The sequence below is a fragment of the Mesorhizobium sp. ES1-6 genome (assembly GCF_020164775.1).
GTDB lineage: Bacteria > Pseudomonadota > Alphaproteobacteria > Rhizobiales > Rhizobiaceae > Mesorhizobium.
The window spans coordinates 142,986-165,930 of record NZ_JAIUGU010000001.1 but is presented as its reverse complement, the minus strand read 5'-3'; the positions used below and the strand labels follow the sequence as shown (position 1 = coordinate 165,930).

The 22,945-nt window shown below is 63.0% G+C and carries 28 protein-coding genes and 1 pseudogene; 19 read left to right on the top strand and 10 right to left on the bottom strand.

All coding sequences use genetic code 11. The features are described from left to right. Positions 1 to 2: 2 nt before the first annotated feature. Positions 3 to 932 (bottom strand): AAA family ATPase, encoded by a 930-nt coding sequence (locus tag LB564_RS00900; protein ID WP_140706699.1) that lies wholly within the window; start codon positions 930 to 932, stop codon positions 3 to 5. Then, positions 929 to 1,456, bottom strand: a complete 528-nt coding sequence (locus tag LB564_RS00895; RefSeq protein ID WP_140706701.1) for a flavin reductase — start codon at positions 1,454 to 1,456, stop codon at positions 929 to 931. The genes LB564_RS00900 and LB564_RS00895 overlap by 4 nt, the downstream gene beginning before the upstream one ends. A 178-nt stretch (positions 1,457 to 1,634) precedes the next feature. On the opposite strand from LB564_RS00895, the gene LB564_RS00890 reads away from it, so the two are divergent. Together LB564_RS00890 and LB564_RS00885 are read left to right on the top strand one after the other, a co-directional pair. Continuing rightward, a complete protein-coding gene (locus LB564_RS00890; protein ID WP_224534411.1) occupies positions 1,635 to 2,708 on the top strand; it encodes a branched-chain amino acid ABC transporter substrate-binding protein in 1,074 nt (357 codons plus the stop codon). Continuing rightward, on the top strand, positions 2,708 to 3,730 hold the full coding sequence (locus tag LB564_RS00885) for a P1 family peptidase (protein ID WP_224534409.1): 1,023 nt from the start codon (positions 2,708 to 2,710) through the stop codon (positions 3,728 to 3,730). Before LB564_RS00890 ends, LB564_RS00885 begins: the two co-directional genes overlap by 1 nt. 12 nt (positions 3,731 to 3,742) lie before the next feature. Here LB564_RS00885 and LB564_RS00880 read toward each other — a convergent pair whose 3' ends face one another. Beyond that, positions 3,743 to 3,997, bottom strand: coding sequence for a DUF2171 domain-containing protein (locus LB564_RS00880; RefSeq protein WP_140706707.1), 255 nt, complete (start codon positions 3,995 to 3,997; stop codon positions 3,743 to 3,745). A gap of 149 nt (positions 3,998 to 4,146) precedes the next feature. On the opposite strand from LB564_RS00880, the gene LB564_RS00875 reads away from it, so the two are divergent. The 3 genes from LB564_RS00875 to purB are packed head-to-tail and all read left to right on the top strand — an operon-like array spanning position 4,147 to position 6,761. Continuing rightward, entirely contained in the window at positions 4,147 to 4,872 is a 726-nt protein-coding gene (locus tag LB564_RS00875) for a DUF2259 domain-containing protein (RefSeq protein ID WP_224534407.1), read from the top strand. 56 nt (positions 4,873 to 4,928) lie between these two features. Then, positions 4,929 to 5,393 carry a hypothetical protein gene (locus tag LB564_RS00870; protein WP_224534404.1) on the top strand — a complete coding sequence of 155 codons (465 nt, stop codon included), beginning with the start codon at positions 4,929 to 4,931 and terminating at the stop codon, positions 5,391 to 5,393. Positions 5,394 to 5,453: 60 nt separating this feature from the next. Then, complete coding sequence (purB, locus tag LB564_RS00865; protein WP_224534402.1) at positions 5,454 to 6,761, top strand: adenylosuccinate lyase; 1,308 nt, start codon at positions 5,454 to 5,456, stop codon at positions 6,759 to 6,761. Positions 6,762 to 6,958: 197 nt separating this feature from the next. Here purB and LB564_RS00860 read toward each other — a convergent pair whose 3' ends face one another. Next, complete coding sequence (locus tag LB564_RS00860; RefSeq protein ID WP_224534400.1) at positions 6,959 to 7,771, bottom strand: VOC family protein; 813 nt, start codon at positions 7,769 to 7,771, stop codon at positions 6,959 to 6,961. A 244-nt stretch (positions 7,772 to 8,015) separates the two neighbouring features. On the opposite strand from LB564_RS00860, the gene LB564_RS00855 reads away from it, so the two are divergent. Then, a complete protein-coding gene (locus tag LB564_RS00855) occupies positions 8,016 to 8,570 on the top strand; it encodes an RBBP9/YdeN family alpha/beta hydrolase (protein WP_224534398.1) in 555 nt (184 codons plus the stop codon). Between the two features lie 18 nt (positions 8,571 to 8,588). Here the strand turns inward: LB564_RS00855 and LB564_RS00850 are convergent, their stop codons facing one another. Then, positions 8,589 to 9,362, bottom strand: a complete 774-nt coding sequence (locus LB564_RS00850) for an HpcH/HpaI aldolase family protein (protein WP_224534397.1) — start codon at positions 9,360 to 9,362, stop codon at positions 8,589 to 8,591. Positions 9,363 to 9,472: 110 nt separating this feature from the next. After that, entirely contained in the window at positions 9,473 to 9,793 is a 321-nt protein-coding gene (locus LB564_RS00845; RefSeq protein WP_027028674.1) for a DUF1476 domain-containing protein, read from the bottom strand. Between the two features lie 276 nt (positions 9,794 to 10,069). Here LB564_RS00845 and purC point away from each other — a divergent pair, with 276 nt between their 5' ends. The 7 genes from purC to LB564_RS00810 all read left to right on the top strand — a co-directional run bounded on the left by purC (position 10,070) and on the right by LB564_RS00810 (position 13,872). Beyond that, complete coding sequence (purC, locus tag LB564_RS00840) at positions 10,070 to 10,864, top strand: phosphoribosylaminoimidazolesuccinocarboxamide synthase (protein ID WP_013532127.1); 795 nt, start codon at positions 10,070 to 10,072, stop codon at positions 10,862 to 10,864. Positions 10,865 to 10,908: 44 nt separating this feature from the next. After that, positions 10,909 to 11,151 carry a phosphoribosylformylglycinamidine synthase subunit PurS gene (gene purS / locus LB564_RS00835; RefSeq protein WP_224535378.1) on the top strand — a complete coding sequence of 81 codons (243 nt, stop codon included), beginning with the start codon at positions 10,909 to 10,911 and terminating at the stop codon, positions 11,149 to 11,151. 18 nt (positions 11,152 to 11,169) lie between these two features. Next, positions 11,170 to 11,424 carry a hypothetical protein gene (locus LB564_RS00830; protein ID WP_224534395.1) on the top strand — a complete coding sequence of 85 codons (255 nt, stop codon included), beginning with the start codon at positions 11,170 to 11,172 and terminating at the stop codon, positions 11,422 to 11,424. Continuing rightward, a complete protein-coding gene (gene purQ, locus LB564_RS00825) occupies positions 11,421 to 12,089 on the top strand; it encodes a phosphoribosylformylglycinamidine synthase subunit PurQ (protein WP_224534394.1) in 669 nt (222 codons plus the stop codon). Before LB564_RS00830 ends, purQ begins: the two co-directional genes overlap by 4 nt. A gap of 64 nt (positions 12,090 to 12,153) precedes the next feature. Further along, complete coding sequence (locus LB564_RS00820; RefSeq protein WP_224534393.1) at positions 12,154 to 12,819, top strand: glutathione S-transferase family protein; 666 nt, start codon at positions 12,154 to 12,156, stop codon at positions 12,817 to 12,819. Then, positions 12,816 to 13,223, top strand: coding sequence for a hypothetical protein (locus LB564_RS00815; RefSeq protein ID WP_140706727.1), 408 nt, complete (start codon positions 12,816 to 12,818; stop codon positions 13,221 to 13,223). Before LB564_RS00820 ends, LB564_RS00815 begins: the two co-directional genes overlap by 4 nt. Before the next feature lie 7 nt (positions 13,224 to 13,230). Continuing rightward, a complete protein-coding gene (locus LB564_RS00810; protein WP_224534392.1) occupies positions 13,231 to 13,872 on the top strand; it encodes a Pr6Pr family membrane protein in 642 nt (213 codons plus the stop codon). Between the two features lie 7 nt (positions 13,873 to 13,879). Here the strand turns inward: LB564_RS00810 and LB564_RS00805 are convergent, their stop codons facing one another. After that, complete coding sequence (locus LB564_RS00805) at positions 13,880 to 14,131, bottom strand: DUF1127 domain-containing protein (protein WP_224534391.1); 252 nt, start codon at positions 14,129 to 14,131, stop codon at positions 13,880 to 13,882. 91 nt (positions 14,132 to 14,222) lie between these two features. Between LB564_RS00805 and LB564_RS00800 the strand changes: the two genes are divergently transcribed. Continuing rightward, positions 14,223 to 15,632, top strand: coding sequence for a PLP-dependent aminotransferase family protein (locus tag LB564_RS00800; RefSeq protein WP_224534390.1), 1,410 nt, complete (start codon positions 14,223 to 14,225; stop codon positions 15,630 to 15,632). 73 nt (positions 15,633 to 15,705) lie between these two features. Here the strand turns inward: LB564_RS00800 and LB564_RS00795 are convergent, their stop codons facing one another. Continuing rightward, a complete protein-coding gene (locus tag LB564_RS00795) occupies positions 15,706 to 15,870 on the bottom strand; it encodes a hypothetical protein (RefSeq protein WP_181173710.1) in 165 nt (54 codons plus the stop codon). Between the two features lie 244 nt (positions 15,871 to 16,114). Between LB564_RS00795 and purL the strand changes: the two genes are divergently transcribed. The 5 genes from purL to LB564_RS00770 all read left to right on the top strand — a co-directional run bounded on the left by purL (position 16,115) and on the right by LB564_RS00770 (position 21,189). Beyond that, on the top strand, positions 16,115 to 18,346 hold the full coding sequence (gene purL, locus LB564_RS00790; protein WP_224534389.1) for a phosphoribosylformylglycinamidine synthase subunit PurL: 2,232 nt from the start codon (positions 16,115 to 16,117) through the stop codon (positions 18,344 to 18,346). Positions 18,347 to 18,391: 45 nt separating this feature from the next. Further along, complete coding sequence (locus tag LB564_RS00785; protein ID WP_224534388.1) at positions 18,392 to 18,916, top strand: hypothetical protein; 525 nt, start codon at positions 18,392 to 18,394, stop codon at positions 18,914 to 18,916. 123 nt (positions 18,917 to 19,039) lie between these two features. Beyond that, positions 19,040 to 19,273 (top strand): BolA/IbaG family iron-sulfur metabolism protein, encoded by a 234-nt coding sequence (locus LB564_RS00780; protein ID WP_056562227.1) that lies wholly within the window; start codon positions 19,040 to 19,042, stop codon positions 19,271 to 19,273. A 151-nt stretch (positions 19,274 to 19,424) separates the two neighbouring features. Next, entirely contained in the window at positions 19,425 to 19,760 is a 336-nt protein-coding gene (gene grxD, locus LB564_RS00775) for a Grx4 family monothiol glutaredoxin (protein WP_013895877.1), read from the top strand. A gap of 142 nt (positions 19,761 to 19,902) precedes the next feature. Then, the gene (locus LB564_RS00770) at positions 19,903 to 21,189 is read left to right on the top strand and encodes a multidrug effflux MFS transporter (protein WP_411910199.1); all 1,287 of its coding nucleotides are present in this window, start codon (positions 19,903 to 19,905) and stop codon (positions 21,187 to 21,189) included. Positions 21,190 to 21,220: 31 nt separating this feature from the next. Here LB564_RS00770 and LB564_RS00765 read toward each other — a convergent pair. Both LB564_RS00765 and ttcA read right to left on the bottom strand, forming a co-directional pair. Further along, positions 21,221 to 22,049, bottom strand: a pseudogene (locus tag LB564_RS00765) (inositol monophosphatase family protein). Further along, positions 22,039 to 22,926: a tRNA 2-thiocytidine(32) synthetase TtcA gene (gene ttcA, locus LB564_RS00760; protein WP_224534387.1), complete on the bottom strand. Its 888-nt coding sequence runs from the start codon at positions 22,924 to 22,926 to the stop codon at positions 22,039 to 22,041. The pseudogene LB564_RS00765 and the gene ttcA overlap by 11 nt, the downstream one beginning before the upstream one ends. Positions 22,927 to 22,945 lie beyond the last annotated feature (19 nt).

Sequence of the window (22,945 nt, the reverse complement as noted above, 5' to 3'; positions counted from 1 at the left end):
CGCTACTCCGCCGCCGCGAGCTCGGCCTTGACCTCATCGAGGATGCGCCGGCCCTCGCCCGTGCCGATGCGAGCAATGTCGTCCTGGTATTTCAGCAATACGCCGATCGTGTCGGACACGGTCTCCGGATCGAGCGCCACCTTGTCGAGCTCGGTCAGCGCGCCGGCCCAGTCGATGGTCTCGGCGACGCCCGGTACCTTGAACAGCTCGATCTGGCGCAGCTTCTGGATGAAGGAGACCACCTCGGCCGAAAGCCGCTGGTTGGCCCGAGGCACCTTGCGGCGCACGATCTCCAGCTCGCGTTGCGCATTGGGATAGTCGACCCAGTGATAGAGGCAGCGCCGCTTCAGCGCGTCGTGGATCTCGCGCGTGCGGTTGGTGGTGATGATGACGATCGGCGGCTCTTCCGCCTTGATTGTGCCGAGTTCAGGCACCGTCACCTGGAAGTCGGAGAGGATTTCGAGCAGGAAGGCCTCGAAGGCTTCGTCGGTGCGGTCGAGCTCGTCGATCAGGAAAACCGGGGCCGCACCCGCCTTGCCGGTCAGCGCATCGAGCACCGGCCGGCGGATCAAGTACTTTTCGGAGAACACATTGCGCTCCATGGCGGACCGGTCGACCTTGCCGGCGGCCTCCTCCATGCGGATTTCGATCATCTGCGCGGCGTAATTCCACTCATAGACGGCCGAAGAGACATCGAGCCCTTCATAGCACTGCAGGCGGATCAGCCGGCGGCCAAGCGCATGCGCCAACACCTTGGCGATCTCGGTCTTGCCGACGCCGGCCTCACCCTCGAGGAAAAGCGGCCGTTGCATGCGCAGCGAGAGGAAAAGCACCGTTGCCAGAGACCGGTCCGCGACATAGTCCGCGCCGGTCAGGAGATCGAGGGTCTCGTCGATCGTCCGCGGCACGGCGCGCGGTTTCAAGTCGCTCATTCCTTCTCCGTGGGTGCGGCTGCCCCACTTTCCAGGACGTGGTAGCCGCGCGCGTGATAGATCAGCGGCCGCAAATTATCGCCCATGCGCAAGCCTGTCACCTTGCCAAAAAGCACACGATGGGTGGCCAGGTCCTTGGTGTCGATCAGTTCGCAGTCGAACACGGCGAGCGCGCCCTTCAGCGTCGGCGCGCCGGTGGAAATCACGTCCCATTCGCCGAGCGCGAAGCGCTCTTCGACCGGCAGGCCGGTCATGCCGGAGAATCCAATCGACAGCGGCTCCTGGTGCGAAGCCAGCGTGTTCAGGGCAAATCTGCCGTTCTTCACGAACAGCTCATTCTTGGCATTTTCACGATTGAGGCAGACTAGAATGGTCGGCGGCGTGTCCGATACCGAACAGGCCGCGATCACCGTCGTGCCACGTTTGCCGGCGGGGCCATCGGTGGTAACCACATGGACGTGACCGGCAAAATGGGCCATCGCGTCGCGATAGGCCTGCGGTCCGATATCGTTCTTCTTCAGCACTGGAAGTTTTCCATGGCCATTGTTCGCCTGACATATATGGCCAGACATGACAGGCCACAAGCGAAGTGCTTGGCTCATATCCGGAATTCGCGTGTTGCACCAAGGCCGGGCAGCCTTTAGGTCTTGGCGGGAATTGGCGCTCGCGCGACGTCGCCGGCTTGGAGGATTCTTCGGCAGCATGCGATCCGGGGCAACTATTACCGCAGCGCTGGCCTGGCTGTTCATGGCCGGCGCCGCCAGCGCACAGACGCTCACGATCGGTGTCGCAGCACCCCTGTCGGGACCATCGGCCATACTCGGCAAGCAGATCGAGGCTGGCGCCGGGCTGGCAGCGGAAGCAACCGGCGTCGAACTCAAGACCGTGGATGACGCCTGCACAGGCGACGGCGGCGCCGCGGCGGCCAATGCGTTCGCCGCAGCCAAGGTCGATGTCGTGATCGGCTTCCTCTGCACGGAAGCGATCGAAGCGGCCATGCCTGTCCTGAAGGACGCCAACATCCCGGTCATCACCGTCGGCGTGCGAACCGAAAGCCTGACCGACCGCCGCGCCAAGACCGGCTGGCCAGTCTTTCGCCTGGGGCCGCGCGGCGATGACGAGCGTAACGCCGTCGCCTCCTCTCTCACCCGGCTGTGGCAGAATGAGCTGTTCGCCATCATCGACGACGGCACAATCTATGGCCGAGAAATGGCGGAGACATTTCGCGCCGCTGCCGAGCAGTCAGCACTCAAACCTGTTTTCGTCGACACGTTCCGGCCGCAGCTCGACAACCAGATCGGCCTGGTCGGCCGGCTGAAAAAGGCCGGTGCCACGCATGTCTTTGCCGGCGGCGATGGCGACGACATCGCCATCATGGGGCGCGATGCCGCCCAACTCCAGGCGGGCATCGTCCTTGCCGGCGGCGAAAACCTGCGCACGCCGCCCGGCGATGTGCCTTATGCGACGGGCACGCTGATGATCGCGCCGCCGGAATGGGCCGACGTCGCGGACCCAAAAGTGCTGGGAAGCTTCTCCGCGCGAAAGGTCGTGCCGGACGGCTATACTTTGCCGGCCTATGCGGCGGTCGAGATCGCCAAGGCGGCGGCGGTGGACGCTACAGGCTCCGGCAAACCGCTGACCGACGCGCTCACCGGGCATGATTTCACCACGGCGATCGGGCCGGTCCGCTTCGACGCCAAGGGCGACCTCAGCCAGAGCCCCTACCGCGTTTTCCGCTTCAACGGCACAAGCTTCGTGCCCCTGGAAAGCAATTGATGTTCCGAACCGGCCCGCGCAATCTGATATCGGACGTTGCCGGCTTGCGCGTCGGCAATGCTTCCGATGCCAGGCTGAAGTCCGGTGTGACGACCGTGCTTTGCGACGAGCCGGCGGTGGCCGGGGTCCAGATTCTTGGCGGCGCGCCGGGCACCCGCGAGACGGATCTGCTGGAACCGCACAATTCGGTCGAGGCGGTCCATGCCGTGGTGTTGTCGGGTGGTTCGGCTTTCGGCCTCGACGCCGCATCCGGCGTGCAAGCCGCGCTGCGCGAACACGGCATTGGCTTGGAGGTGGGCGGCTTTCGCGTACCGATCGTGCCGGCGGCGATCCTGTTCGACCTGCGCAACGGCGGCGACAAGGGCTGGGGCCGCTATCCGCCCTATCGCGATCTCGGCTACGAATCGGTGCAGGCCGCCGCCGTCGATTTCCAGCTCGGCACTGCCGGCGCCGGTACTGGTGCACTAACTTCGGGCCTGAAGGGAGGCCTGGGGTCTGCCTCGACGCTGCTGGACAGTGGCGTCACCATCGGCGCACTGGCCGCCGTCAACCCCACCGGTTCGGTGACCGTCGGCCGCAGTCGCCATTTCTGGGCAGCGCCCTTCGAAATCGGCGATGAATTCGGCGGGCTCGGCTATCCCTCGCCCATGCCGGACGACGCGAAGTGCATCTTGCTGAAATACCGCGACAAGCAAATCGGACAACAGGTGGAAACCGGCGGCAACACGACCATCGCTATCATTGCCACGGATGCGGTCCTCACCAAGGCCGCGGCAAAACGACTGGCGATTTCGGCGCATGACGGCTTCGTGCGCGCCATCTGGCCGACGCACACGCCGGCCGACGGCGACCTTGTGTTCGCGCTGGCGACCGGAAAGAGCGGAATTGAACTCACGGCCGACGCTGCGGTCGATCTCTACGCCGCCGCCGGGGCCACCATGGCTCGCGCCATCAGCCGTGGCGTGTTCGCCGCGACGCCAGCCGATAATGATCTGTTCCCGGTCTGGTCGTCGCGCCGCTAGCCGGAGCCCTTCTCAGACAGGATCGGATTTTTCTTCCTCGAACGTCACCGCGACGTCCGAATTCGCGGACAACCACACCTTCTTGCCATCGACCTCGGCAACCAGGGCCAGGGAAATATAGTGGTGGTGGCCCTTGTGAGAGCCCTCGCCGCTGTCGGCCTTGGTCAGCTTGATGCGCTGGCCATCGACCTTGTCGACGGTGCCAATATGCACGCCGTCGGCGCCAACGACTTCCATATGCTCACGAATCTTGCTGGTGTCGGTCATGTCAGGTTCTCCATTGGGGTGGTTTTCCACTGGGAGTGCCGACAATAACAAATGACGAGCGGATTGGATGCATCGGCTTTGGTCCGCACGACGTTTTGACTTCGTCGTGCTAGGGATTGAAACGATCGCGGCTGCCGGGGTGAAAAACGATGCGAATGCTTTTCCTGTTTGCCGTATCCCTGGCAGCGCAGCTCGCGGCGTCGATCGCCGCCCAGGCCGGCGATGTCGCGGAGCTTGAAATCCTCGGCTTCACCCGGGATGGCAGCGTCTTCGCCTTCGAGGAATACGGCGTCCAGGACGGGTCGGGCTTTCCCTATGCCAACCGCTATTACATCGACACAGGCAGCGACAGCTTTCTCAAGGGGACGCCGATCAGGGTCCGGCTCGACGATGAGAACGCAACGCTAGACGCCGCCCGCCTCCAGGCCCGCCAGAAGGGCGAGGCTGTTGTCAGTCAGGCCGAGCTCAGCGCCAACCGGGGCATCACCGCCGGTTTCAACCCGGTGACCGAGCTTTCGGCCGATCCGCATCGCATCGCGGTCAACCCGCGCCCGATCTTCTCCCCGGTCGACCAGCCGCTCGAGTTCCGGCTCGACGAGATCGGCATGAACAACACGCAAGGCTGCGACAGCCAGGGCGAGATCAACGGCTTCCGGCTGCTGCGTATCGAGGCGCAGGATGGCGGCACCACCAAATTGCTGCATGAGGACAAAGCGATCCCCAAGAGCCGGGGCTGCCCGAACGGCTACCGCATCGGCGCGGTACAGACCTTCTCGATGGACAGCCTCAGCGCCTACGCGGTTCTGATAGCGGTGCGCCAATATGGCTTCGAGGGGCCGGACTTTCGCTGGATCGCCGTGACCGGCCGGCTGTGACAGAGCTTGTCCAACCCGTAAGGCGCAATCGCGCCCTGGGCCGCCTTCGCGACGCGATGCCGACACCGCGCACGGCACTTCTCGGCGCCCTGCTGTGGGCGGCCACGATGGCCTCCAGCGCACTCGTCAACCTGTTGCTGGACAATTGGGTGACGCCGGGCAAGATCCGCACCGTGTCGCTGCTGTTCGCGGCCGGCGGCGCCCTGGCGTTTCCGGCTGGCCTGTTCGCGGCGCGGCTGGTCTCGCTCGGAAGAGGCGCCGAGGTCGCCTTCGCCGCGGCGTTGGTGTGCCTTGCTGGCGCAACGATCGGCCTGACCGCCGGGCTGTATGCCCTGCAATACCGGTCCTATTATGCCGAATGGCATGCGCCCGCGTTCACCCTCACCTGGGGTTTTCAGCTCGCCTTCACGATGGCGGTGGCGTCCTACCAGTTCGTGGTACTGGGCATCCGGCTCTATTTTCCGCTTGGTTTTGTCGCCTTGTTCGCTGCCGGCCTCTGGTTTGCGCGGCATCAGCGTTGAGCATTCGGTCCGCCTCTGTTAGGACGCGGACAAATCCCTCCGACACATCAGGACTGACCGATGATCCCTCGTTATTCCCGGCCGGAAATGGTCGCCATCTGGTCGCCCGAAACGCGGTTTCGGATCTGGTTCGAAATCGAGGCCCACGCCTGTGACGCGCTGGCCGAACTGGGGGTCATCCCCAAGGAAGCGGCCAAAACCATCTGGGAAAAGGGACGCGCGGCGGAATTCGACGTCGAGAAGATCGATGCGATCGAGCGTGTCACCAAGCATGACGTCATCGCCTTCCTGACCCATCTTGCCGAATTCGTCGGACCCGACGCACGCTTCATCCACCAGGGCATGACGTCGTCTGACGTGCTCGACACCTGCTTTGCGGTGCAGCTTACCCGCGCCAGCGACATCCTGCTCGCCGACATCGATACCTTGCTTGCCGCGCTCAAGAGCCGCGCCGTCGAACACAAGGATACCGTCACCATCGGCCGCAGCCACGGCATCCATGCCGAGCCGACCACCTTCGGCATCAAGCTGGCGCAGGCCTATGCCGAATTCTCGCGCTGCCGCGAGCGGCTGGTGCACGCACGCGAAGACATTGCCACATGTGCGATTTCAGGGGCGGTCGGCACCTTCGCCAACATCGAACCCTATGTCGAGGAGCATGTGGCGGCGAAGCTTGGTCTGAAGCCTGAACCCGTATCGACGCAGGTCATTCCGCGCGACCGCCACGCCATGTTCTTCGCCACGCTCGGCGTCATCGCCTCGTCGATCGAGCGGCTGGCGATCGAGGTCCGGCATCTGCAGCGCACCGAAGTGCTGGAAGCGGAAGAGTTTTTCTCGCCAGGCCAGAAGGGCTCGTCGGCGATGCCGCACAAGCGCAACCCGGTGTTGACCGAGAACCTCACCGGCCTTGCCCGCATGGTGCGCTCCATGGCGCTGCCGGCGATGGAGAATGTGGCGCTCTGGCACGAGCGCGACATCTCGCACTCCTCGGTCGAGCGCATGATCGGCCCGGACGCCACCGTGACGCTCGATTTCGCGCTGTCACGCCTGACCAGCGTCGTCGACAAGCTGGTCGTCTATCCCGAGAACATGCTGAACAACATGAACAAGTTCCGCGGCCTGGTACATTCGCAGCGCGTGATGCTGGCGCTGACGCAGGCCGGCCTGTCGCGCGAGGACTCCTACCGGCTGGTGCAGCGCAACGCCATGAAAGTATGGGAACAAGGCGCTGATTTTCTTGAGGAACTTCTGGCCGACAAGGAAGTGACCGCAGCGCTACCCGAAGCCGAGATCCGCGAGAAATTCGACCTGGGCTATCACACCAAGCACGTCGACACGATCTTCAAGCGGGTGTTCGGAGAAATTTAGCCCTCTTCTCCCCGTCACTATACGGGGAGAAGGTGCCGGCAGGCGGATGAGGGGCAGCGCCAACTTCGGCGGCTAAAGTTACCCATGGCATTGTGTCAGACACGATAACCTTGCACGCTCGGCGCCGCCCCTCATTGCCCTGCCGGGCATTTCTCCCCGTATAGTGACGGGGAGAAAGAAGCTGTGGTGACGTACAATCACGCCTTGCCAGGCACGGTCCTGATCACCGTGCCCCAGGGGTCCTCGCGGATGATTTCGCTGGCCACATTGTCCGAACGCATCTCGACCCAGGCAAGACCGGACCGGCTCAGATCGCGACGGCCGGCGCCGGCGCTCTGCCAGGCATTCGCGCCGATGTGGTGGTGGTAATGGCCTGACGACAGGAACACCGCCTGGCCGCCATATTTGGCCACGGTATCGAAGCCGAATTCCTGGTTCCACCAGGCCTCCGCCTCTTCCGGCCTGCCGACGCGCAAATGGACATGGCCGACAATGCTGTTTTCCGGCGCACCCTGCCAACCCGCATCGACAGCCGGCACTTCGGCGACGACGGAAGGAATGTTCATCCGCTCGGTCGCCATGGCGATCTTGTCGCCGTTCCATTTCCAGTCCTGCGGGCGGCGGTCGGCATAGATCTCGATGCCGTTACCCTCGGGATCGGTCAGGTACAGCGCTTCGCTGACCAGATGGTCGGACGCCCCCTCGATGGCGATCTTGTCTGAAATGGCATGGTTGATCCAGCGGCCGAGATCGGCACGGCTGGGCAGCAGGAAGGCCGTGTGGAAAAGGCCGGCGCTGCGCGGATCGTCCGGCTTGGCCGAATTATCCGGTTCGAGAACCAGCAGCGGACGGTTGGCGGCGCCGAGCGTGATCGCGCTATCGGCGCGGCTCAGTTCCTGCAGGCCGACAACCCGGCGGTAATAGGCCGCGAGGCTCTCGGCATCACGCGCCTTCAGCCCGACCCTGGCAACGCTCACCGGCGTGGTGGCGGCAAATGGCAGTTCGCTCATCATTGTCTCCGTTGCGGCGACGTTTCGCGACGCTCCCAAAGCCAGGAGTCCCGTGGCGCCGATCATCGTACGTCGTGTCAGCGCCAAAATCCCGGTCCTCCACGGCTGTTTCTTCCCCGACAGAGATCGTCGATCTTCATCGTTCACACAAGACGGCGAACAGCGAACATGGTGTTCACCGTTACGAACGGGAGCTCGTCCATCAACGGTTGCATGAGGCAATCGCGCTCGCTATCTCAGCGCCATGAAAGTCAAAGACGCAGATATCCTGATCGTTCCCGGCTACACCAATTCCGGGCCTGAGCATTGGCAGACGCGCTGGCAATCGAAACTGTCGACGGCGCGGCGCGTCGAGCAGGCCGAATGGTCGAAGCCGGTGCGCGAGGACTGGACGGCGAGCGTCGCCAAGGCGGTCAACGAGGCCGAGAAGCCGGTTGTCATCGTTGCTCACTCACTGGGAGTGGCCGCGGCCGTACAGGCCATTCCGCGGTTCCGGAAGCCGGTCGCCGGCGCCTTCTTCGTGGCGCCGCCCGACGTCGCCAATCCCAAGATCAAGCCGAAGCATCTGATGACCTTCGGCCCCTATCCGCGCGAGCCGCTGCCGTTTCCATCGATCGTGATCGCCAGCCGCAACGACCCGTTCTGCCCTTTCGAAGTCGCCGAAGACATCGCCGGAGCCTGGGGGTCGCTGTTCATCGATGCCGGCGAGACCGGCCATCTCAGCGAGGATTCAGGCTTCGGGCCGTGGCCCGAGGGGTCAATGACCTTCGCCAAGTTCCTGACCGACCTGAAGGCTTAGGGAGGTGGTCGCGCCGCGTCAGGCGTCGATAGAATCCTTGATGCCCTTGAGCAGGGTCTTTGCCCCCAGTGAAATCAGCGCATGCTCGGAGCCCGTGGCGAGCAGGCGGTAGCCCATCGACACGACACGGCCTGATATAGCCGGTTCGACGACATAGATGGCCGCATGCTTGCCGGCTTTGCGGGTGCGCTCGGCAACCGAGGCCACCGTCTCCATCATGCTTTCGAGAGTCGAATTGACTGTCGCGCCGTTCGACCAGGCGATCGAGAAATCGGACGGCCCGAGGAAGATGCCGTCGATGCCAGGCGTGTCGAGGATGCCGTCGAGCGCATCGAGCGCGGCGCGTGTCTCGACCATCGCAAAAGCCATGGTGCGTTGATTGGTGTCGCGCAGCCATTCGGCATGGTCACCCTTGCCATGGCGGGGGAAGGCATAGGTCGGGCCCCAGGAGCGCTCGCCGAGCGGCGGATATTTCATGGCGGCGGCGAACAGCTTTGCATCGGCCACCGAGTTGACCATCGGCGCGATGACCGCTTCGGCGCCGAAATCGAGAGCCCGGCTGGCCATGTCGAAACGGCCGACGGGAATGCGCACCAGCGCCGGCTTGTTTGCGGCGAGCACGGGCATGAGACCGCGCAGCACGCTGTCCTCATGATGGCCGCCGTGCTGCATATCGAGGGTGACCGCGTCAAAGCCCTGTTTAGCGAGGATCTCGACGGTCAGCGCGTCTGGCACGCCCGACCAGGCGGTGACCAGCGTTTCATCCGCGGCAAGACGGGACTTCAGGGACATCTAATCTCTTTCCTTGTTGACGTCAGCAGTTTCAGCCGGAAACCGCCGCAAAGGCAAAGAAAAACCGCCCAGCTTGGCCGGGCGGTCGATTGGTCCAGGAGGAGGCCGGATCAGGTGTTCTTGATCTGCTCGATCGCCTGCGCCATCAGTTCGTCCATGGTGCGGCGGATCTGGTGATCGGACTGTTCGACACCGGCGGCATCGAAATCCCTACGGATCTTGCGGAACACGTCATGGTCGCCGGCTTCCTCGATGTCGGAAACAACGACTTCCTTGGCGTAGGCGTCGGCGTCGGCGCCGGACTTTCCGAGCTTTTCGGCTGCCCACAGGCCAAGCGCCTTGTTGCGCCGCGCCGAGGCCTTGAACCGAAGCTCCTCGTCGAATGCGAATTTGCGCTCGAAGCCCTCTTCGCGGTCTTTCATGCTGCTCATGGCGTCCCTCCGGGTCAAATCCGATTCGTTGGCAGGCGAATATGTGTGTTGCCGAAGCACAAACCAAAAGGTCGCGGGCCGGTCAATATGCTTCGTCATATGCTGCGCTGCGGCATTTCAGTCCCGAAAGCGGTTGATTGGAAGGATTTGCCGATTGAGCAAACGATGTGATTGGGATAGACCCGGCATTGAACGTCACCGTCGCCGCACTAATTCAGGCGGACGGACAGGAAGTGGTCGCTTACCGCCTGCCCGCAAATCCAGAGAAAAATTCAAATGAAAAATCGCCGCCGCATTTATGAAGGCAAGGCCAAGATCCTCTATGAGGGACCGGAACCCGGCACGCTGATCCAGTTCTTCAAGGACGACGCAACCGCGTTCAACAAGAAGAAACACGAGGTCATCGACGGCAAGGGCGTGCTCAACAACCGCATTTCCGAGTACATATTCAATCATTTGAACCGCATGGGCATTCCGACCCACTTCATCCGCCGGCTCAACATGCGCGAGCAGCTGATCAAGGAAGTCGAGATCATTCCGCTCGAGGTGGTGGTGCGCAATGTCGCCGCCGGTTCGCTGTCCAAGCGCCTCGGCATCGAGGAAGGCACCGTCCTGCCGCGCTCGATCATCGAATTCTACTACAAGGCCGACGCGCTCGACGACCCGATGGTGTCGGAAGAGCACATCACGGCGTTCGGCTGGGCGAGCCCGCAGGAGATCGACGACGTCATGGCGCTGGCCATCCGCGTCAACGATTTCCTCTCCGGCCTGTTCATGGGCGTCGGCATCCAACTCGTCGACTTCAAGATCGAGTGCGGCCGCCTGTTCGAGGGCGACATGATGCGCATCGTCGTGGCCGACGAGATTTCGCCGGACTCCTGCCGCCTGTGGGACGTGGCGACGCAGGACAAGCTCGACAAGGACCGTTTCCGCCGTGACATGGGCGGCCTCGTCGAGGCCTATCAGGAAGTCGCCCGCCGCCTCGGCATCATGAACGAGAACGAACCCCCGCGCCCTACCGGCCCGGTGCTTGTCGCCTCGACCGACGGCCTCAAAGGCAAGCCGCACTGATAGCGGCTTGCGCCCCCAATATCCGGAACAGGAGCATGTCCAGCGTGATCAAGGCCCGCATTACCGTCACCCTCAAGAATGGCGTGCTCGACCCGCAAGGCAAGGCAATCGAACACGCGCTGTCGGGACTGGGCTTCGATGGCGTCGGGCAGGTGCGGCAGGGCAAGGTATTCGACGTCGAGCTTTCGGAAAGCGACAAGACCAAGGCCGAGGCCGATCTCAAGGCCATGTGCGACAAGCTGCTGGCGAATACGGTGATCGAGAATTATAGTGTGACGCTTACCTGAGGTTGTGTCGGAGGCACTATGTCGGAAGTCACGAATGAGTTGATGTTCGAGTTGCTGAAGCGCGTGCATCACGAAATTGGTGAGCTTCGTCAGGATGTTTCCGAAACGAAACGGGAATTGAATGTAATGCGGGGTCACATGGTGGCAACGCAAAGCGACATCCACAACATTTATGGCATTCTCGCCCGCCAGGATGATCGACTTGAACGCATAGAACGCCGTCTCGACCTGCGCGAGCTTGCCGAAGCACAAAGGCCTTACGAACCAAAATGAAAACAGCCGTCGTCCTTCTCCCCGGCCTCAACCGCGACCGCGACATGATCGCGGCGCTGACCAAGATTTCCGGACAGGCGCCGGCAACCGTCTGGCAGACCGACACAGAAATCCCCGATGTCGACCTGATCGCCATCCCTGGCGGTTTCTCCTTCGGCGACTATCTGCGCTGCGGCGCGATCGCCGCGCGCATGCCGGTGATGCGGGCAGTGGCCGAGAAGGCGGCCAAGGGCGTCATGGTGATCGGTGTCTGCAACGGCTTCCAGATCCTGGTCGAGGCGGGACTGCTGCCGGGCGCCCTGATGCGCAACACCTCGCTCAAATTCGTCTGCCGGCAGGTCAAGCTCGAGATCGCCAACGCCAACACCATGTTCACCCGCCGCTACCAGCCTGGCCAGATCATCCGCTCGCCGGTGGCGCATCATGACGGTAATTATTTCGCCGACCCCGACACGCTTGCCCGCCTCGAAGGCGAAGGCCAGGTGGTGTTCCGCTATGCCGAAGACACCAACCCGAACGGCTCGATCAACGACATTGCAGGCATCATCAACGAACAGGGCAATGTGCTCGGCCTGATGCCGCATCCCGAGAACCTGATCGAAGCAGCCCATGGCGGCAGCGACGGCCGCGCGCTGTTCGAAGGTGCCTTGGGCATTGCCGCTTGAAGTTTGCAACCGCAACCTTAAGAATTGCGGCAATTCAAAATTATAACGTGAGGGAGACACGGTCATGAAACTCTATTCGCGGCCGCTGTCGCCCTACTCGTCGATCGTGCGGGCACTGGCCTATATCAAGGACGTGCCGCTCAAGATCATCGCGCCGCCGCCGGGTTTTCCGATCCCCGAGGAGTTTCGCGCCATCTCGCCGCTGAACCGGATTCCGGTTCTGATCACCGGCTCGGGCGAGACGATCGTCGAATCGGTGGTCATCGCCGAATATCTCGAGGAGCGGTTTCCCGAACCCGCGCTGCTGCCGCCCGACTCCAAGGACCGCGCGCTGGTGCGCATGTTTGCCCGCATCGTCGATCTCGATGTGCTGACACCGACGATGAAGCTTTTCGAGCTGCATTTCGTGCCGAAGCGCAACACTGCCGAGATCGACGCCCAATTCACCCGTCTCCACCATGGGCTGGCGGCCATCGAGGCACGCATGGCGCAAGGCCCCTTCGCACTCGGCAGCGACATCAGCTTCGCCGATGCCTGGCTGACGCCGACGCGGTTCATCTTCAACAATTTCCGCGCCATGACAGGTCGCCACGACCTCATCGACGCCTATCCCAAATTCGATGCCTATCAGCAGATCGCATCGCAGCATCCTGCCTTGTCGCGGGTATGGGGCGAGATGAACGACGGCCTGAAGATCTTTCTGTCCGAACTCGAAATGGGTGCCGCTTGATCAAGAACAGGACGATCGCCCTGATCGCCATGTCAGGCCTGGCCTTGGCATCGTGCCAGTCGAGCCCCAAGAGCACGCCCGTGCCGTCGGGCAAAAGTGCGGCGCTGCTGGCCATGGAACAGGTGGCGATCGCAGCCCACAAATGCTGGATCGCCAGCAAGGACCCGGCCTTCAAGCAGTATCAGATGGCCAATGAGCTGAATTCGTTCAGCGGCACGCCGCGTTTCCTCTTGGTGCCGGCCAAGCATTATGGCGGCAAGCCGTTGCTGGTCGTGCAGGCGCAGGGCAATTCAAGCCGCGTCGACGTCTTCGGACCGCTGATGAACGACCCGCTGGGCGCGCGCATCAGCTCTGATATCGCGCGCTGGCAGGCGGGTAATCCGGCCTGCGCGGCCACGGCCTGAGCCAGCCATGGGTTGGCTCCTGCGGATCGCGGGATTGGTTGTCGGCCTGATCGCGCTTGTCCTGCAGTTCTCGATCACCATTCCGGCGTCGATGGAAGCGGGACGCGGCCTGCTCGGCTCGATCGTCTTCTACTTCAGCTTCTTCACCATCCTGACCAACATCGCGGCCGTGCTGGTCTACACTTCGCTGCTGTCATCCAGCTTCTATGCCTGGTTGCCGGCCTTTGCCGGACCACGGATGCGCGCGGGAGTCGCGGTTTCGATCACCCTGGTCTTCATCGTCTATGCCACGGTGCTGGCGCGGCTTTGGCAGCCGCAGGGCCTGTTCCTGCTCTGCGACGTTCTGCTGCACTACGTGACGCCGGTGCTGTTCGTGCTGTGGTGGCTGATATCGGGCGCCGACGGCAAAACGCGATGGAGCGACATCTCCTGGTGGGTTGTCTATCCCATCGCCTATCTCGCCTATGCGCTGGCACGGGCGCCACTTGCGGGCGAGGTGCCCTACCCCTTCCTCGATATCGCCAAGAACGGCGTCGGCAGCGTCACTGTCGCGGCGCTCGCCATCACCGCGCTGTTCCTGGTGATCTGCGTCGTCGCCGTTTTCGTCGATCACGGTATCGGCCGCCTCAGGAGCAAAAGCGCCCGATAGACCGGTGCTATTCCCAGAGGGGCTTGATGCCCTCGCGGTGGGCGTCGCAGCGCGAAATGCCGATGTCCTTGAGCTGATCGTCGGTCATCTCCAGCAATGCCAGCCGGCCGCGCCGGCGCTCCAGCAGATGGTCGATCCATTTCGCCAGCGACCTGACCAGTTGCACAAGCCGGCCGGCGAAGCCGCGCTGTCCGGATGGGCGAGCCGGCTGGCCGCGCAATTCGGTCGCCGAGTGACGGAATGTTCCGATTGTATCCATTTTCTTTCTGCCAAATATCAATTGCACCCTTTTTAGTGCCATTGTGATATGTATTGACTCCCGGAACGGTGCAATATAGAAAATTGTTACCATGACAAATTGGATTCCCGATCTCACCGGTTCAGGACCGCTGTATCAGCGCCTCGCGGATTCCATCGAGGCGGATATCGACCGGGGGGTGATCGGCGCCGGAGCAAAGCTGCCGCCGCAGCGCGACCTCGCCTACGACATCGGCGCCACCGTCGGTACGGTCGGGCGCGCCTATCAATTGCTGCGCGAGCGTGGTCTGGTCAGCGGCGAAGTGGGACGCGGGACCTACGTGCTCGGCGAAAACACGGGCGTTACAAAGCCGGAAGCTCCCGACGTCAGCGTGGAAGGCACGCGTTATGTCGATGTTCCCAAGGGCAAGCTGCGTTTCGACAGCACGGCCGCCCCCGACATCGGCCAGGGCGCCATTGTCGCCGATGTGCTGTCACGCGCCGCACAGGATTATCCGCATGAGATTTCGAGCTATACGCGCGACTTTCCTGATCGCTGGTACGAAGCCGGCGCCCGATGGCTGTCACGCAACTCTTTCCGGCCGACGGCAGATACAATCGTCCCCACTCTCGGCACCCACGCCGCGGTGATGGCCGCGATCGCGGCCCTGACGACGCCCGGCGACTATGTCGCCTTCGAGCACCTCACCTACTCGCAGATTTCCCGCAGCGCCGGCTTGATCGGCCGGCGCACCGCGCTGGTGGCGTCGGATGATGAAGGCCTTGATCCGGCGGATTTCGAGCGGGTCTGCGCGCAAAAGCACCCCAAGATGATCTTCCTGATACCGACGGCGCAGAATCCGACCTTGGTGACCTTGTCGCCGGCGCGCCGCGAGGCGATCGCGCGTGTTGCCCGTGAATACAACGTCATCCTGATCGAGGATGACCTCTACGGCCATCTGACCGACGACCCGACACCGCTGCTTGCCGAATTCGCGCCCGAACGCACCATCATTGCCGGCGGCCTGTCGAAATCGGTCGCCGCCGGTCTGCGTGGCGGCTGGCTCTCCTGCCCGCCCGCCTATCGCCACCGCATTCGGGTCGCCCACAAGATGATGACGGGCGGCATGCCCTTCCTGTTGGCGGAGGTGAATTCTCGGCTGGTGCTTTCCGGCCAGGCCAGCGAAATCCGCAGGCGCAGCATCGCCGAGATCAGCGCCCGCATGTCCATTGTGCGCGAAAGTCTGGCGGGCTTCTCCTTCAAATCGCACGACAAAGTGCCGTTCGTCTGGCTCACCCTGCCCGATCCCTGGCTGTCCGGCACGTTCAAGAATGCCTGCCTTGAGCACGGCGTGCTGATCGACGATGAGGATGAGTTCAAGGCGGGGCGTTCGGAGCGGGTTTTCCACGGCGTGCGCTTCGGCGTCTCGCAACCGAGGCGGCGCGAGGATATCGCTGGCGGCGTCGCGGTGATCAGGCGGTTGCTGGACGAGGGCCGCGCGGGCTACGACAGTTTTTCCTGAACCCTTCGCGGCCCCCCGCCCCGATTGCCTTCGAGACGCCGCCCTACGGGACGCGTCGGAGCCGGACTGGGGATCACCCTTCAGCCTTGAAGTTCTTGGCTTCCTTCCGCGCCTTGTCCTTGCCGTGCTTCTCAGCCAATTCCTTGGCCTGCCGGGGCGAAACGTCGGTGGTTTCCGCGATATGGAGAGCCTCCTTGTCCGAGAGGCGATTGTCGTTCTTGCCTTGCTTGGTAGCCATCGTGCTGTCTCCTGAGTGATAGGACCCTAACGGCTGGGACATCATGGCGTTCCCCATTTGGCTGTGCGGGGTCGCAATAGATGGCCGGCGCCTTTCGTTGCCCGCGGAAGCGGCTGGCGCGGTCCATCGCGATCATCGCACTGTTGCTTTCTGCCTTTTTCCTCCGCCAACGGGTGTATCGGCCGCAAAGCTTGCGATAAGAGGAGACTCAAAATCCCTGTTCCATGGACATAAATCACCGCCCATGACCATTTCCAATTCCGTGCCGATCACATCGGAACTCATCGCCGCGCATGGGCTGAAGCCCGATGAATATCAGCGCATACTGGACCTGGTCGGTCGCGAACCGAGCTTCACCGAACTCGGCATCTTCTCGGCGATGTGGAACGAGCATTGTTCGTACAAGTCCTCGAAGAAGTGGCTGCGCACGCTGCCGACCACTGGTCCTCAGGTTATCCAGGGACCGGGCGAGAATGCCGGCGTGGTCGATATCGGTGACGGCGACTGCGTCGTCTTCAAGATGGAAAGCCACAACCACCCCTCCTTCATCGAACCCTACCAGGGAGCCGCGACCGGCGTCGGCGGCATCTTGCGCGATGTCTTCACCATGGGCGCACGGCCGATCGCGGCGATGAACGCGTTGCGCTTCGGCGCACCGGACCACCCCAAGACAAGGCACCTCGTCTCGGGCGTCGTTTCCGGCGTCGGCGGCTACGGCAATGCGTTCGGCGTGCCGACGGTCGGCGGCGAGGTCAATTTCGACGCCCGCTATAATGGCAACATCCTGGTCAACGCCTTCGCCGCCGGCCTTGCCAAGACCGATGCGATCTTCCTGTCGGAAGCCAAAGGCGTCGGCCTGCCGGTCGTCTATCTCGGCGCCAAGACCGGCCGCGACGGCGTCGGCGGCGCCACCATGGCCTCGGCCGAATTCGACGACAAGATCGACGAGAAGCGCCCGACCGTGCAGGTCGGCGATCCCTTCACCGAAAAATGCCTGCTGGAAGCCTGCCTCGAATTGATGGCCTCGGGCGCCGTCATCGCCATCCAGGATATGGGCGCGGCCGGCCTCACCTGTTCGGCGGTCGAGATGGGCGCAAAGGGCAACCTCGGCATCGAACTCGACCTCGACAAGGTGCCGGTGCGCGAAGAGCGCATGAGCGCCTATGAGATGATGCTGTCGGAAAGCCAGGAGCGCATGCTGATGGTGCTGCGCCCCGAAAAGGAGAAGGAAGCCGAGGCGATCTTCCACAAATGGGGTCTCGACTTCGCCATCGTCGGCAAGACCACCGACGATCTGCGCTTCCGGGTGCTGCATCAGGGCGATCAGGTCGCCGACCTGCCGATCAAGGATCTCGGCGACAAGGCGCCCGAATATGATCGCCCCTGGATCGAACCCAAGAAGCCGGCATCGCTTGCCGTCAACGACATCCCGCGAGCCGACCTTGCCGATGCGCTGTTGAAGCTGCTTGGCGGACCGGACCTGTCTTCGCGCCGCTGGGTGTGGGAACAGTACGACACGCTGATCCAGGGCAATTCGCTGCAGCTCCCGGGCGGGGATGCCGGCGTGGTGCGGGTCGAGGGCCATCCGACCAAAGCGTTGGCCTTCTCCTCCGACGTGACGCCGCGCTATTGCGAGGCCGACCCCTATGAGGGCGGCAAGCAGGCGGTGGCCGAATGCTGGCGCAACCTGACCGCGACCGGTGCGCTGCCGCTGGCGGCCACCGACAATCTCAATTTCGGCAATCCCGAACGGCCCGAGATCATGGGCCAGCTGGTCGGCGCGGTGAAAGGCATCGGCGATGCCTGCCGGGCGCTCGGCTTCCCGATCGTGTCGGGCAATGTCTCCCTCTACAACGAGACCAACGGCCAGGGCATCCTGCCGACGCCGACCATCGGCGGTGTCGGCCTGATATCGGACTGGTCGAAGATGGCGCGGATCGGTTTCGCGGCCGAAGGCCAGATGATCCTGCTGACCGGCGCTCCGGCTTCCTGGGGCACGCATCTCGGCCAATCCGTCTATCTCAGGGATATCCACGGCCGCAGCGATGGCCCGCCGCCACCGGTCGACCTCGATCACGAGAAGCGCGTCGGCGACCATGTACGCTCGCTGATCGCGTCCGGCATCGTCACGGCGGCGCATGACGTTTCAGACGGCGGCATCGCGGTGGCGCTGGCCGAAATGGCGATGGCGTCCGGTATCGGCGCGACCGTTCCCGGGCTTGTCGGCACCGATCCGATCCCGGTCTGGTTCGGCGAGGACCAGGGCCGCTATCTCCTGACGCTGTCGATCGATCCACATGGCGAGGAATGGGACGCCATCCGCAAGCAGCAGGGCGAACTCGGCATCTTCGCGCCGTGGATCGGCTCGACCGGCGGCGACACGCTGAAGCTCGGCGATGCCAGGGCTATCCTGGTCAGCGACCTGACCGCCGCCCATGAAGGCTGGTTCCCCCGCTTCATGGACCAGTCCAGTTGACCAGGGCATGATCCCGAAAAGTGGAGCCGGTTTTCGGAAAAGATCATGCCCAACAATAAGGAACTGACCGCTCGGGCGCTGCTTGCAGTCGTTTTCTGGCCGTCGCTGTTCTTCTTCTGGTGCCTCGGGCCATTCGTCTTCTTCCTGCTGGCGACGACCTCCAGCGAGGTTTGTCCGCTGTTGGAAAGGCGTGAGCAGTTCCTGACTTCGGCAAATGGCACGCTGCCGATGCTTGTCCTGCAGAACCTGATCTATGCGATTCCTATCGGCTGCCTGGTGCTCTGGAGCTGGCTCCTGCCGGATCCGACGCGGGCAAGGCACATCGTTACCTGCATCAAGCTTTTCGCCGTCTCGGCGGTCTTGGGAGCTTTGTGGGAGTATGGGTCTTCGCTCATCTGCGATGGCTACGGCCAACCGTTCTTCTCGCCTGCGTGGCGGATGACCAGTTATCTGCCGATCGCTGACATAGTGGTCAACCTTCCCCTCTATGTGCTGGTCTTCAGCCTCGGCCGCGCCTTTTCGACGCGTGAGGACGAGCCGGCGCAGGAGCCCGGCGAAACCATCTCCTGAACACCAACCGACCGGACACTGGACGGAACCGCTTCAATAAGGATTGGAAAGGCTCTAGGCTCGCCCGACTCTCATCGCACGGGCCGCCACGCCGCCGCCCTCCCGAAAACAGGAATTTCTGCAATGGCAATGGACGCCCGCGACATCGAAAAACTGATCAAGGACGGCATCCCCGACGCGAGAGTGACCATCCGCGACCTTGCCGGCGATGGCGACCACTACGCGGCCGAAGTCGTGGCCGAGAGCTTTCGGGGGAAAAGCCGCGTCCAGCAGCACCAGATGGTCTATGACGCGCTGAAGGGCAATATGGGCGGCGTGCTGCACGCGCTGGCACTGCAGACCAGCGTTCCCGACTGAGGCATTTCCAGCCGACACGCTTGGCCCAAAACAGCCCATTCTTTGCGCCATTCGAGTGATGGCATGGCTAAAGTCTTGTTTCGGGCACCCTATGGGTTTATTTGAAAGACATGCTTCGAGCCTGGCTCCCACGGGCGTGAAAGGATATTCCATGAGCGGTATCAACGACTACATCGACAATGAAGTGAAGGGCAACGACGTCGTCCTCTTCATGAAGGGCACGCCCGGCTTTCCGCAATGCGGGTTTTCCGGCCAGGTCGTCCAGATTCTCGACTACATCGGCGCCGACTACAAAGGCGTGAATGTGCTGGACTCCGCCGAATTGCGCCAGGGCATCAAGGACTATTCCAACTGGCCGACGATCCCGCAGCTCTATGTCAAGGGCGAATTCGTCGGCGGCTGCGACATCATCCGCGAGATGTTCCAGGCCGGCGAGTTGCAGACGTTCCTGGTCGAAAAGGGCGTGAGCGTCAAAGGCGCCGCCTGATTTCAAGTTAAGGCATGTCGTCGACATGCCTGGGCACCGGGGCTCACCCACCTCGGCAATATTTATGTCCCGGATCCCGGGATCAGCACGAGCCAATGCGCCGGCCCGCCGGCGCGTTTTCGTTTGAGAGATCGGACTTGCCGTGGACCAGCAGAAATCAGCGCCGCAAGGGGCAAGCACCTTGCCCTGGGCAAGCCAGTTGCCCATTCCGCGCTGGGAGTTCATCGCGCTCTGCGCGGCGCTGATGGCGCTCAATTCGCTGGCCATCGACATCATGCTGCCGGCGCTGCAACAGATCGGCGCCACGCTTGGCGTCGAGAATGAAAACCACCGGCAATATGTGGTCACCGCCTACATATTGGGTTTCGGCGGCGGCCAACTGTTCTTCGGGCCGATCTCGGACCGCTACGGACGGCGCGCGCCACTCGTGGCCGGCCTTATCATCTACGTGGCGGCGGCCGCCGCGGCAGCGATCGCGCCGAGCTTCGAGACACTTCTGATATGCCGCGCCGTGCAAGGCATCGGCGCGGCCGCCACGCGCGTGATCGCCGTCTCGATCGTGCGCGATACATTCGACGGCCGGCGCATGGCCGAGGTCATGTCGCTGATCTTCATGGTGTTCATGGCCATTCCGGTCGTGGCGCCAGGCATCGGCCAGTTCATCATGCTGTTCGCGACCTGGCACTGGATCTTCGTCACCATGGCCGTCGGCGCTCTGGTCGTGTCGGCATGGTCGCTGCTGCGCCTGCCAGAGACGCTGCATCCCGAATATCGGCGGCCGCTGACGGTGTCCTCCATTGTCGGCGGCTTTCGCATCGTGCTCACCAACCGCATCGCGCTCTGCTATGCCTTCGCCAGCACTTTCATCTTCGGCGCCATGTTCGGGTTCATCGCCTCGGCCCAGCAGATCTACGTCAACATCTTCAATGTCGGCGAGATGTTTCCCGTCATCTTCGCCGGTGTCGCCGGCGTGCTCGCTTTCTCCAACTATCTGAACTCGCGCCTTGTCGGCCGCATCGGCATGCGCCGCCTCTCGCAGGGCGCGCTGCTGCTGTTTCTGGTGATCAGCCTGGCCTGGCTGGTGATTTCCCTGGAAATGAAGATGCCGCTCTGGCTGTTCATCACCTTCTTTGCCAGCGCCATGCTGCCGTTCGGCTGCCTCGGCGCCAATTTCAACGCCTTGGCCATGGAGCCGCTTGGCCAACTGGCCGGAACGGCGTCATCCATCCTGGGTTTCATGCAGACGTTTCTCGGCGGCATTCTCGGCACGCTGATCGGCCAAGCCTTCAACGGCACGGTGACGCCGCTGGCCGCCGGTTTCTGCAGTGTCTCGGTCGCGGCACTGCTGATGATCCTGATTGCCGAGCGCGGCAAGATGTTCCAGCCGCAGAACGCTCCTGTTTCAGGGCACGTCACCGACCTGCACTGATCTGCTGCCGGCCGGGGCCTACCGGTACAACCTATTCCGCCCACAGTTCGCGGCGCAGGTTCTGCCAGCTGTCCTGGTCGGGCGCGACAAGCAGGCCGCCATCGACATGCGACGGCAGATAGGCGCTGCCGTCGATGCGCGCGGCATGACCGCCGGCTTCCTGATGGATCAGCACGCCGGGCAGATGATCCCAGGGCATCAGCTTGTTGTAGACGACAAAATGCGCATGTCCGCTCGCCAGCAAGCGATATTCGTGGGCGGCGCAGCGATAGGCGAATTGCGACAGCGCCTTGGTCTGGTTGCGCGCCAGTCGTGAGCGCTCCGGCTCCTCGAGATATTGCCAGGAGACCGCGCCGGTCATTTGCGAGATCGGCACGGGTGCAGCCACATGGACTTTCTCCAGGCTGCCATGAGCATGCCTGATATGGCTGCCGGCCCCCTTGGCGGCGATCAGCGAATCCTTGCCCACCGATCATGGATGATGCCCGCGACCGTCTCGCCCCTGACCACGACCGCCAGCATGACGCCGAACAGCGGCACGCCGGATGCGAAATTGAAGGTGCCGTCCACTGGGTCCACGGTGAACGCCAGTTCGGCATCGCCCAAGCCATCGAGCAGCGCCGGATTGTCGGAGCAAGCCCCTCCTCGCCCACCACCATGGCCGAGGGATAGCGCTCGCGCAGCCTGGCGGTGATCAGCCGCTCGGCGTTGACATCGGCCTCCGTCACGAGGTCGGCGGCGGAGGTCTTCCGCCTGACGTCGCCGTCGCTCAATCGGCGAAAGCGCGGCATGATTTCAGCCTGGGCTGCCTCGGCCAGAATCCCGGCCAGCCAGTCGATCGCGGTATCGTCAAATGTCATTGGAAATGTCTTGCCTGATCGCGAGGGTTTCATTGAGGGCGGCGAAATCGAACAGCTTTCGGTCGAGCAAATGCGACGGCCTGGTGTTGGACAGGGCACGAAGCATCGTGTCCTTGCGGCCGGGCATGCGCTTTTCCAGGTCATCGAGCATCGCCTTCATGGCGTTGCGTTGCAGGCCTTCCTGGCTGCCGCAGAGATCGCAGGGGATGATCGGGAACCGCATCGCGGCGGCGAATTTCTCCAGATCGACCTCGGCGCAGTAGCTCAGCGGCCACAACACCATGACGTCGCCTTCGTCGTTGAGCAGTTTTGGCGGCATGGCGGCGAGACGGCCGCCATGGAACAGGTTCATGAAGAAGGTTTCGAGTATGTCCTCGCGGTGGTGGCCTAGCACCAGGGCCGAACAGCCCTCCTCGCGCGCGATCCGGTAGAGATGGCCGCGCCGCAGCCGAGAGCAGAGCGAGCAATAGGTGCTGCCTTGCGGCAACTTGTCGGTGACCACCGAATAGGTGTCCTGGTACTCGATGCGGTGCGCGATGCCGTTCGCATCGAGATAGTCGGGCAGGATATTTTTTGGAAAATTCGGCTGGCCCTGGTCGAGATTGCAGGCCAGCAAGTCGACAGGCAGTAGCCCACGCCATTTCATGTCCAGCAGCAGGGCGAGCAGACCGTAGGAGTCCTTGCCACCCGACAGCGCGACCAGCCAGCGCTCGCCGGGCTTCGCCATCGCGAAGTCCTCGATCGCCTGGCGTGTCAACCGCAGCAGCCGCTTGCGCAGCTTGTTGAACTCGACCGAGGACGGGACATCGGCGAACAGCGGGTGGGAGCCGCCCTCGGCGGCCGGTTCAAGCGTTTCGATGTCTGGCAGCATGTTCATGGCGCGGCGGCCCCTGAAT

What these genes read in the sequence shown, in the direction of transcription:
- purB (WP_224534402.1), top strand. Translation starts at nt 5,454, where the DNA reads ATGATCCCTCGTTATTCCCGGCCGGAAATGGTCGCCATCTGGTCGCCC.
- LB564_RS00890 (WP_224534411.1), top strand. Translation starts at nt 1,635, where the DNA reads ATGCGATCCGGGGCAACTATTACCGCAGCGCTGGCCTGGCTGTTCATG.
- LB564_RS00805 (WP_224534391.1), bottom strand. Translation starts at nt 14,131, where the DNA reads ATGGATACAATCGGAACATTCCGTCACTCGGCGACCGAATTGCGCGGC.
- LB564_RS00785 (WP_224534388.1), top strand. Translation starts at nt 18,392, where the DNA reads ATGCCCAACAATAAGGAACTGACCGCTCGGGCGCTGCTTGCAGTCGTT.
- LB564_RS00900 (WP_140706699.1), bottom strand. Translation starts at nt 932, where the DNA reads ATGAGCGACTTGAAACCGCGCGCCGTGCCGCGGACGATCGACGAGACC.
- LB564_RS00830 (WP_224534395.1), top strand. Translation starts at nt 11,170, where the DNA reads ATGTCGGAAGTCACGAATGAGTTGATGTTCGAGTTGCTGAAGCGCGTG.
- LB564_RS00810 (WP_224534392.1), top strand. Translation starts at nt 13,231, where the DNA reads ATGGGTTGGCTCCTGCGGATCGCGGGATTGGTTGTCGGCCTGATCGCG.
- LB564_RS00880 (WP_140706707.1), bottom strand. Translation starts at nt 3,997, where the DNA reads ATGACCGACACCAGCAAGATTCGTGAGCATATGGAAGTCGTTGGCGCC.
- LB564_RS00860 (WP_224534400.1), bottom strand. Translation starts at nt 7,771, where the DNA reads ATGAGCGAACTGCCATTTGCCGCCACCACGCCGGTGAGCGTTGCCAGG.
- purQ (WP_224534394.1), top strand. Translation starts at nt 11,421, where the DNA reads ATGAAAACAGCCGTCGTCCTTCTCCCCGGCCTCAACCGCGACCGCGAC.
- LB564_RS00795 (WP_181173710.1), bottom strand. Translation starts at nt 15,870, where the DNA reads ATGGCTACCAAGCAAGGCAAGAACGACAATCGCCTCTCGGACAAGGAG.
- LB564_RS00885 (WP_224534409.1), top strand. Translation starts at nt 2,708, where the DNA reads ATGTTCCGAACCGGCCCGCGCAATCTGATATCGGACGTTGCCGGCTTG.
- LB564_RS00870 (WP_224534404.1), top strand. Translation starts at nt 4,929, where the DNA reads ATGCCGACACCGCGCACGGCACTTCTCGGCGCCCTGCTGTGGGCGGCC.
- LB564_RS00875 (WP_224534407.1), top strand. Translation starts at nt 4,147, where the DNA reads ATGCGAATGCTTTTCCTGTTTGCCGTATCCCTGGCAGCGCAGCTCGCG.
- ttcA (WP_224534387.1), bottom strand. Translation starts at nt 22,926, where the DNA reads ATGAACATGCTGCCAGACATCGAAACGCTTGAACCGGCCGCCGAGGGC.
- LB564_RS00850 (WP_224534397.1), bottom strand. Translation starts at nt 9,362, where the DNA reads ATGTCCCTGAAGTCCCGTCTTGCCGCGGATGAAACGCTGGTCACCGCC.
- grxD (WP_013895877.1), top strand. Translation starts at nt 19,425, where the DNA reads ATGAGCGGTATCAACGACTACATCGACAATGAAGTGAAGGGCAACGAC.
- purC (WP_013532127.1), top strand. Translation starts at nt 10,070, where the DNA reads ATGAAAAATCGCCGCCGCATTTATGAAGGCAAGGCCAAGATCCTCTAT.
- LB564_RS00820 (WP_224534393.1), top strand. Translation starts at nt 12,154, where the DNA reads ATGAAACTCTATTCGCGGCCGCTGTCGCCCTACTCGTCGATCGTGCGG.
- LB564_RS00845 (WP_027028674.1), bottom strand. Translation starts at nt 9,793, where the DNA reads ATGAGCAGCATGAAAGACCGCGAAGAGGGCTTCGAGCGCAAATTCGCA.
- purL (WP_224534389.1), top strand. Translation starts at nt 16,115, where the DNA reads ATGACCATTTCCAATTCCGTGCCGATCACATCGGAACTCATCGCCGCG.
- LB564_RS00780 (WP_056562227.1), top strand. Translation starts at nt 19,040, where the DNA reads ATGGCAATGGACGCCCGCGACATCGAAAAACTGATCAAGGACGGCATC.
- LB564_RS00855 (WP_224534398.1), top strand. Translation starts at nt 8,016, where the DNA reads ATGAAAGTCAAAGACGCAGATATCCTGATCGTTCCCGGCTACACCAAT.
- LB564_RS00800 (WP_224534390.1), top strand. Translation starts at nt 14,223, where the DNA reads ATGACAAATTGGATTCCCGATCTCACCGGTTCAGGACCGCTGTATCAG.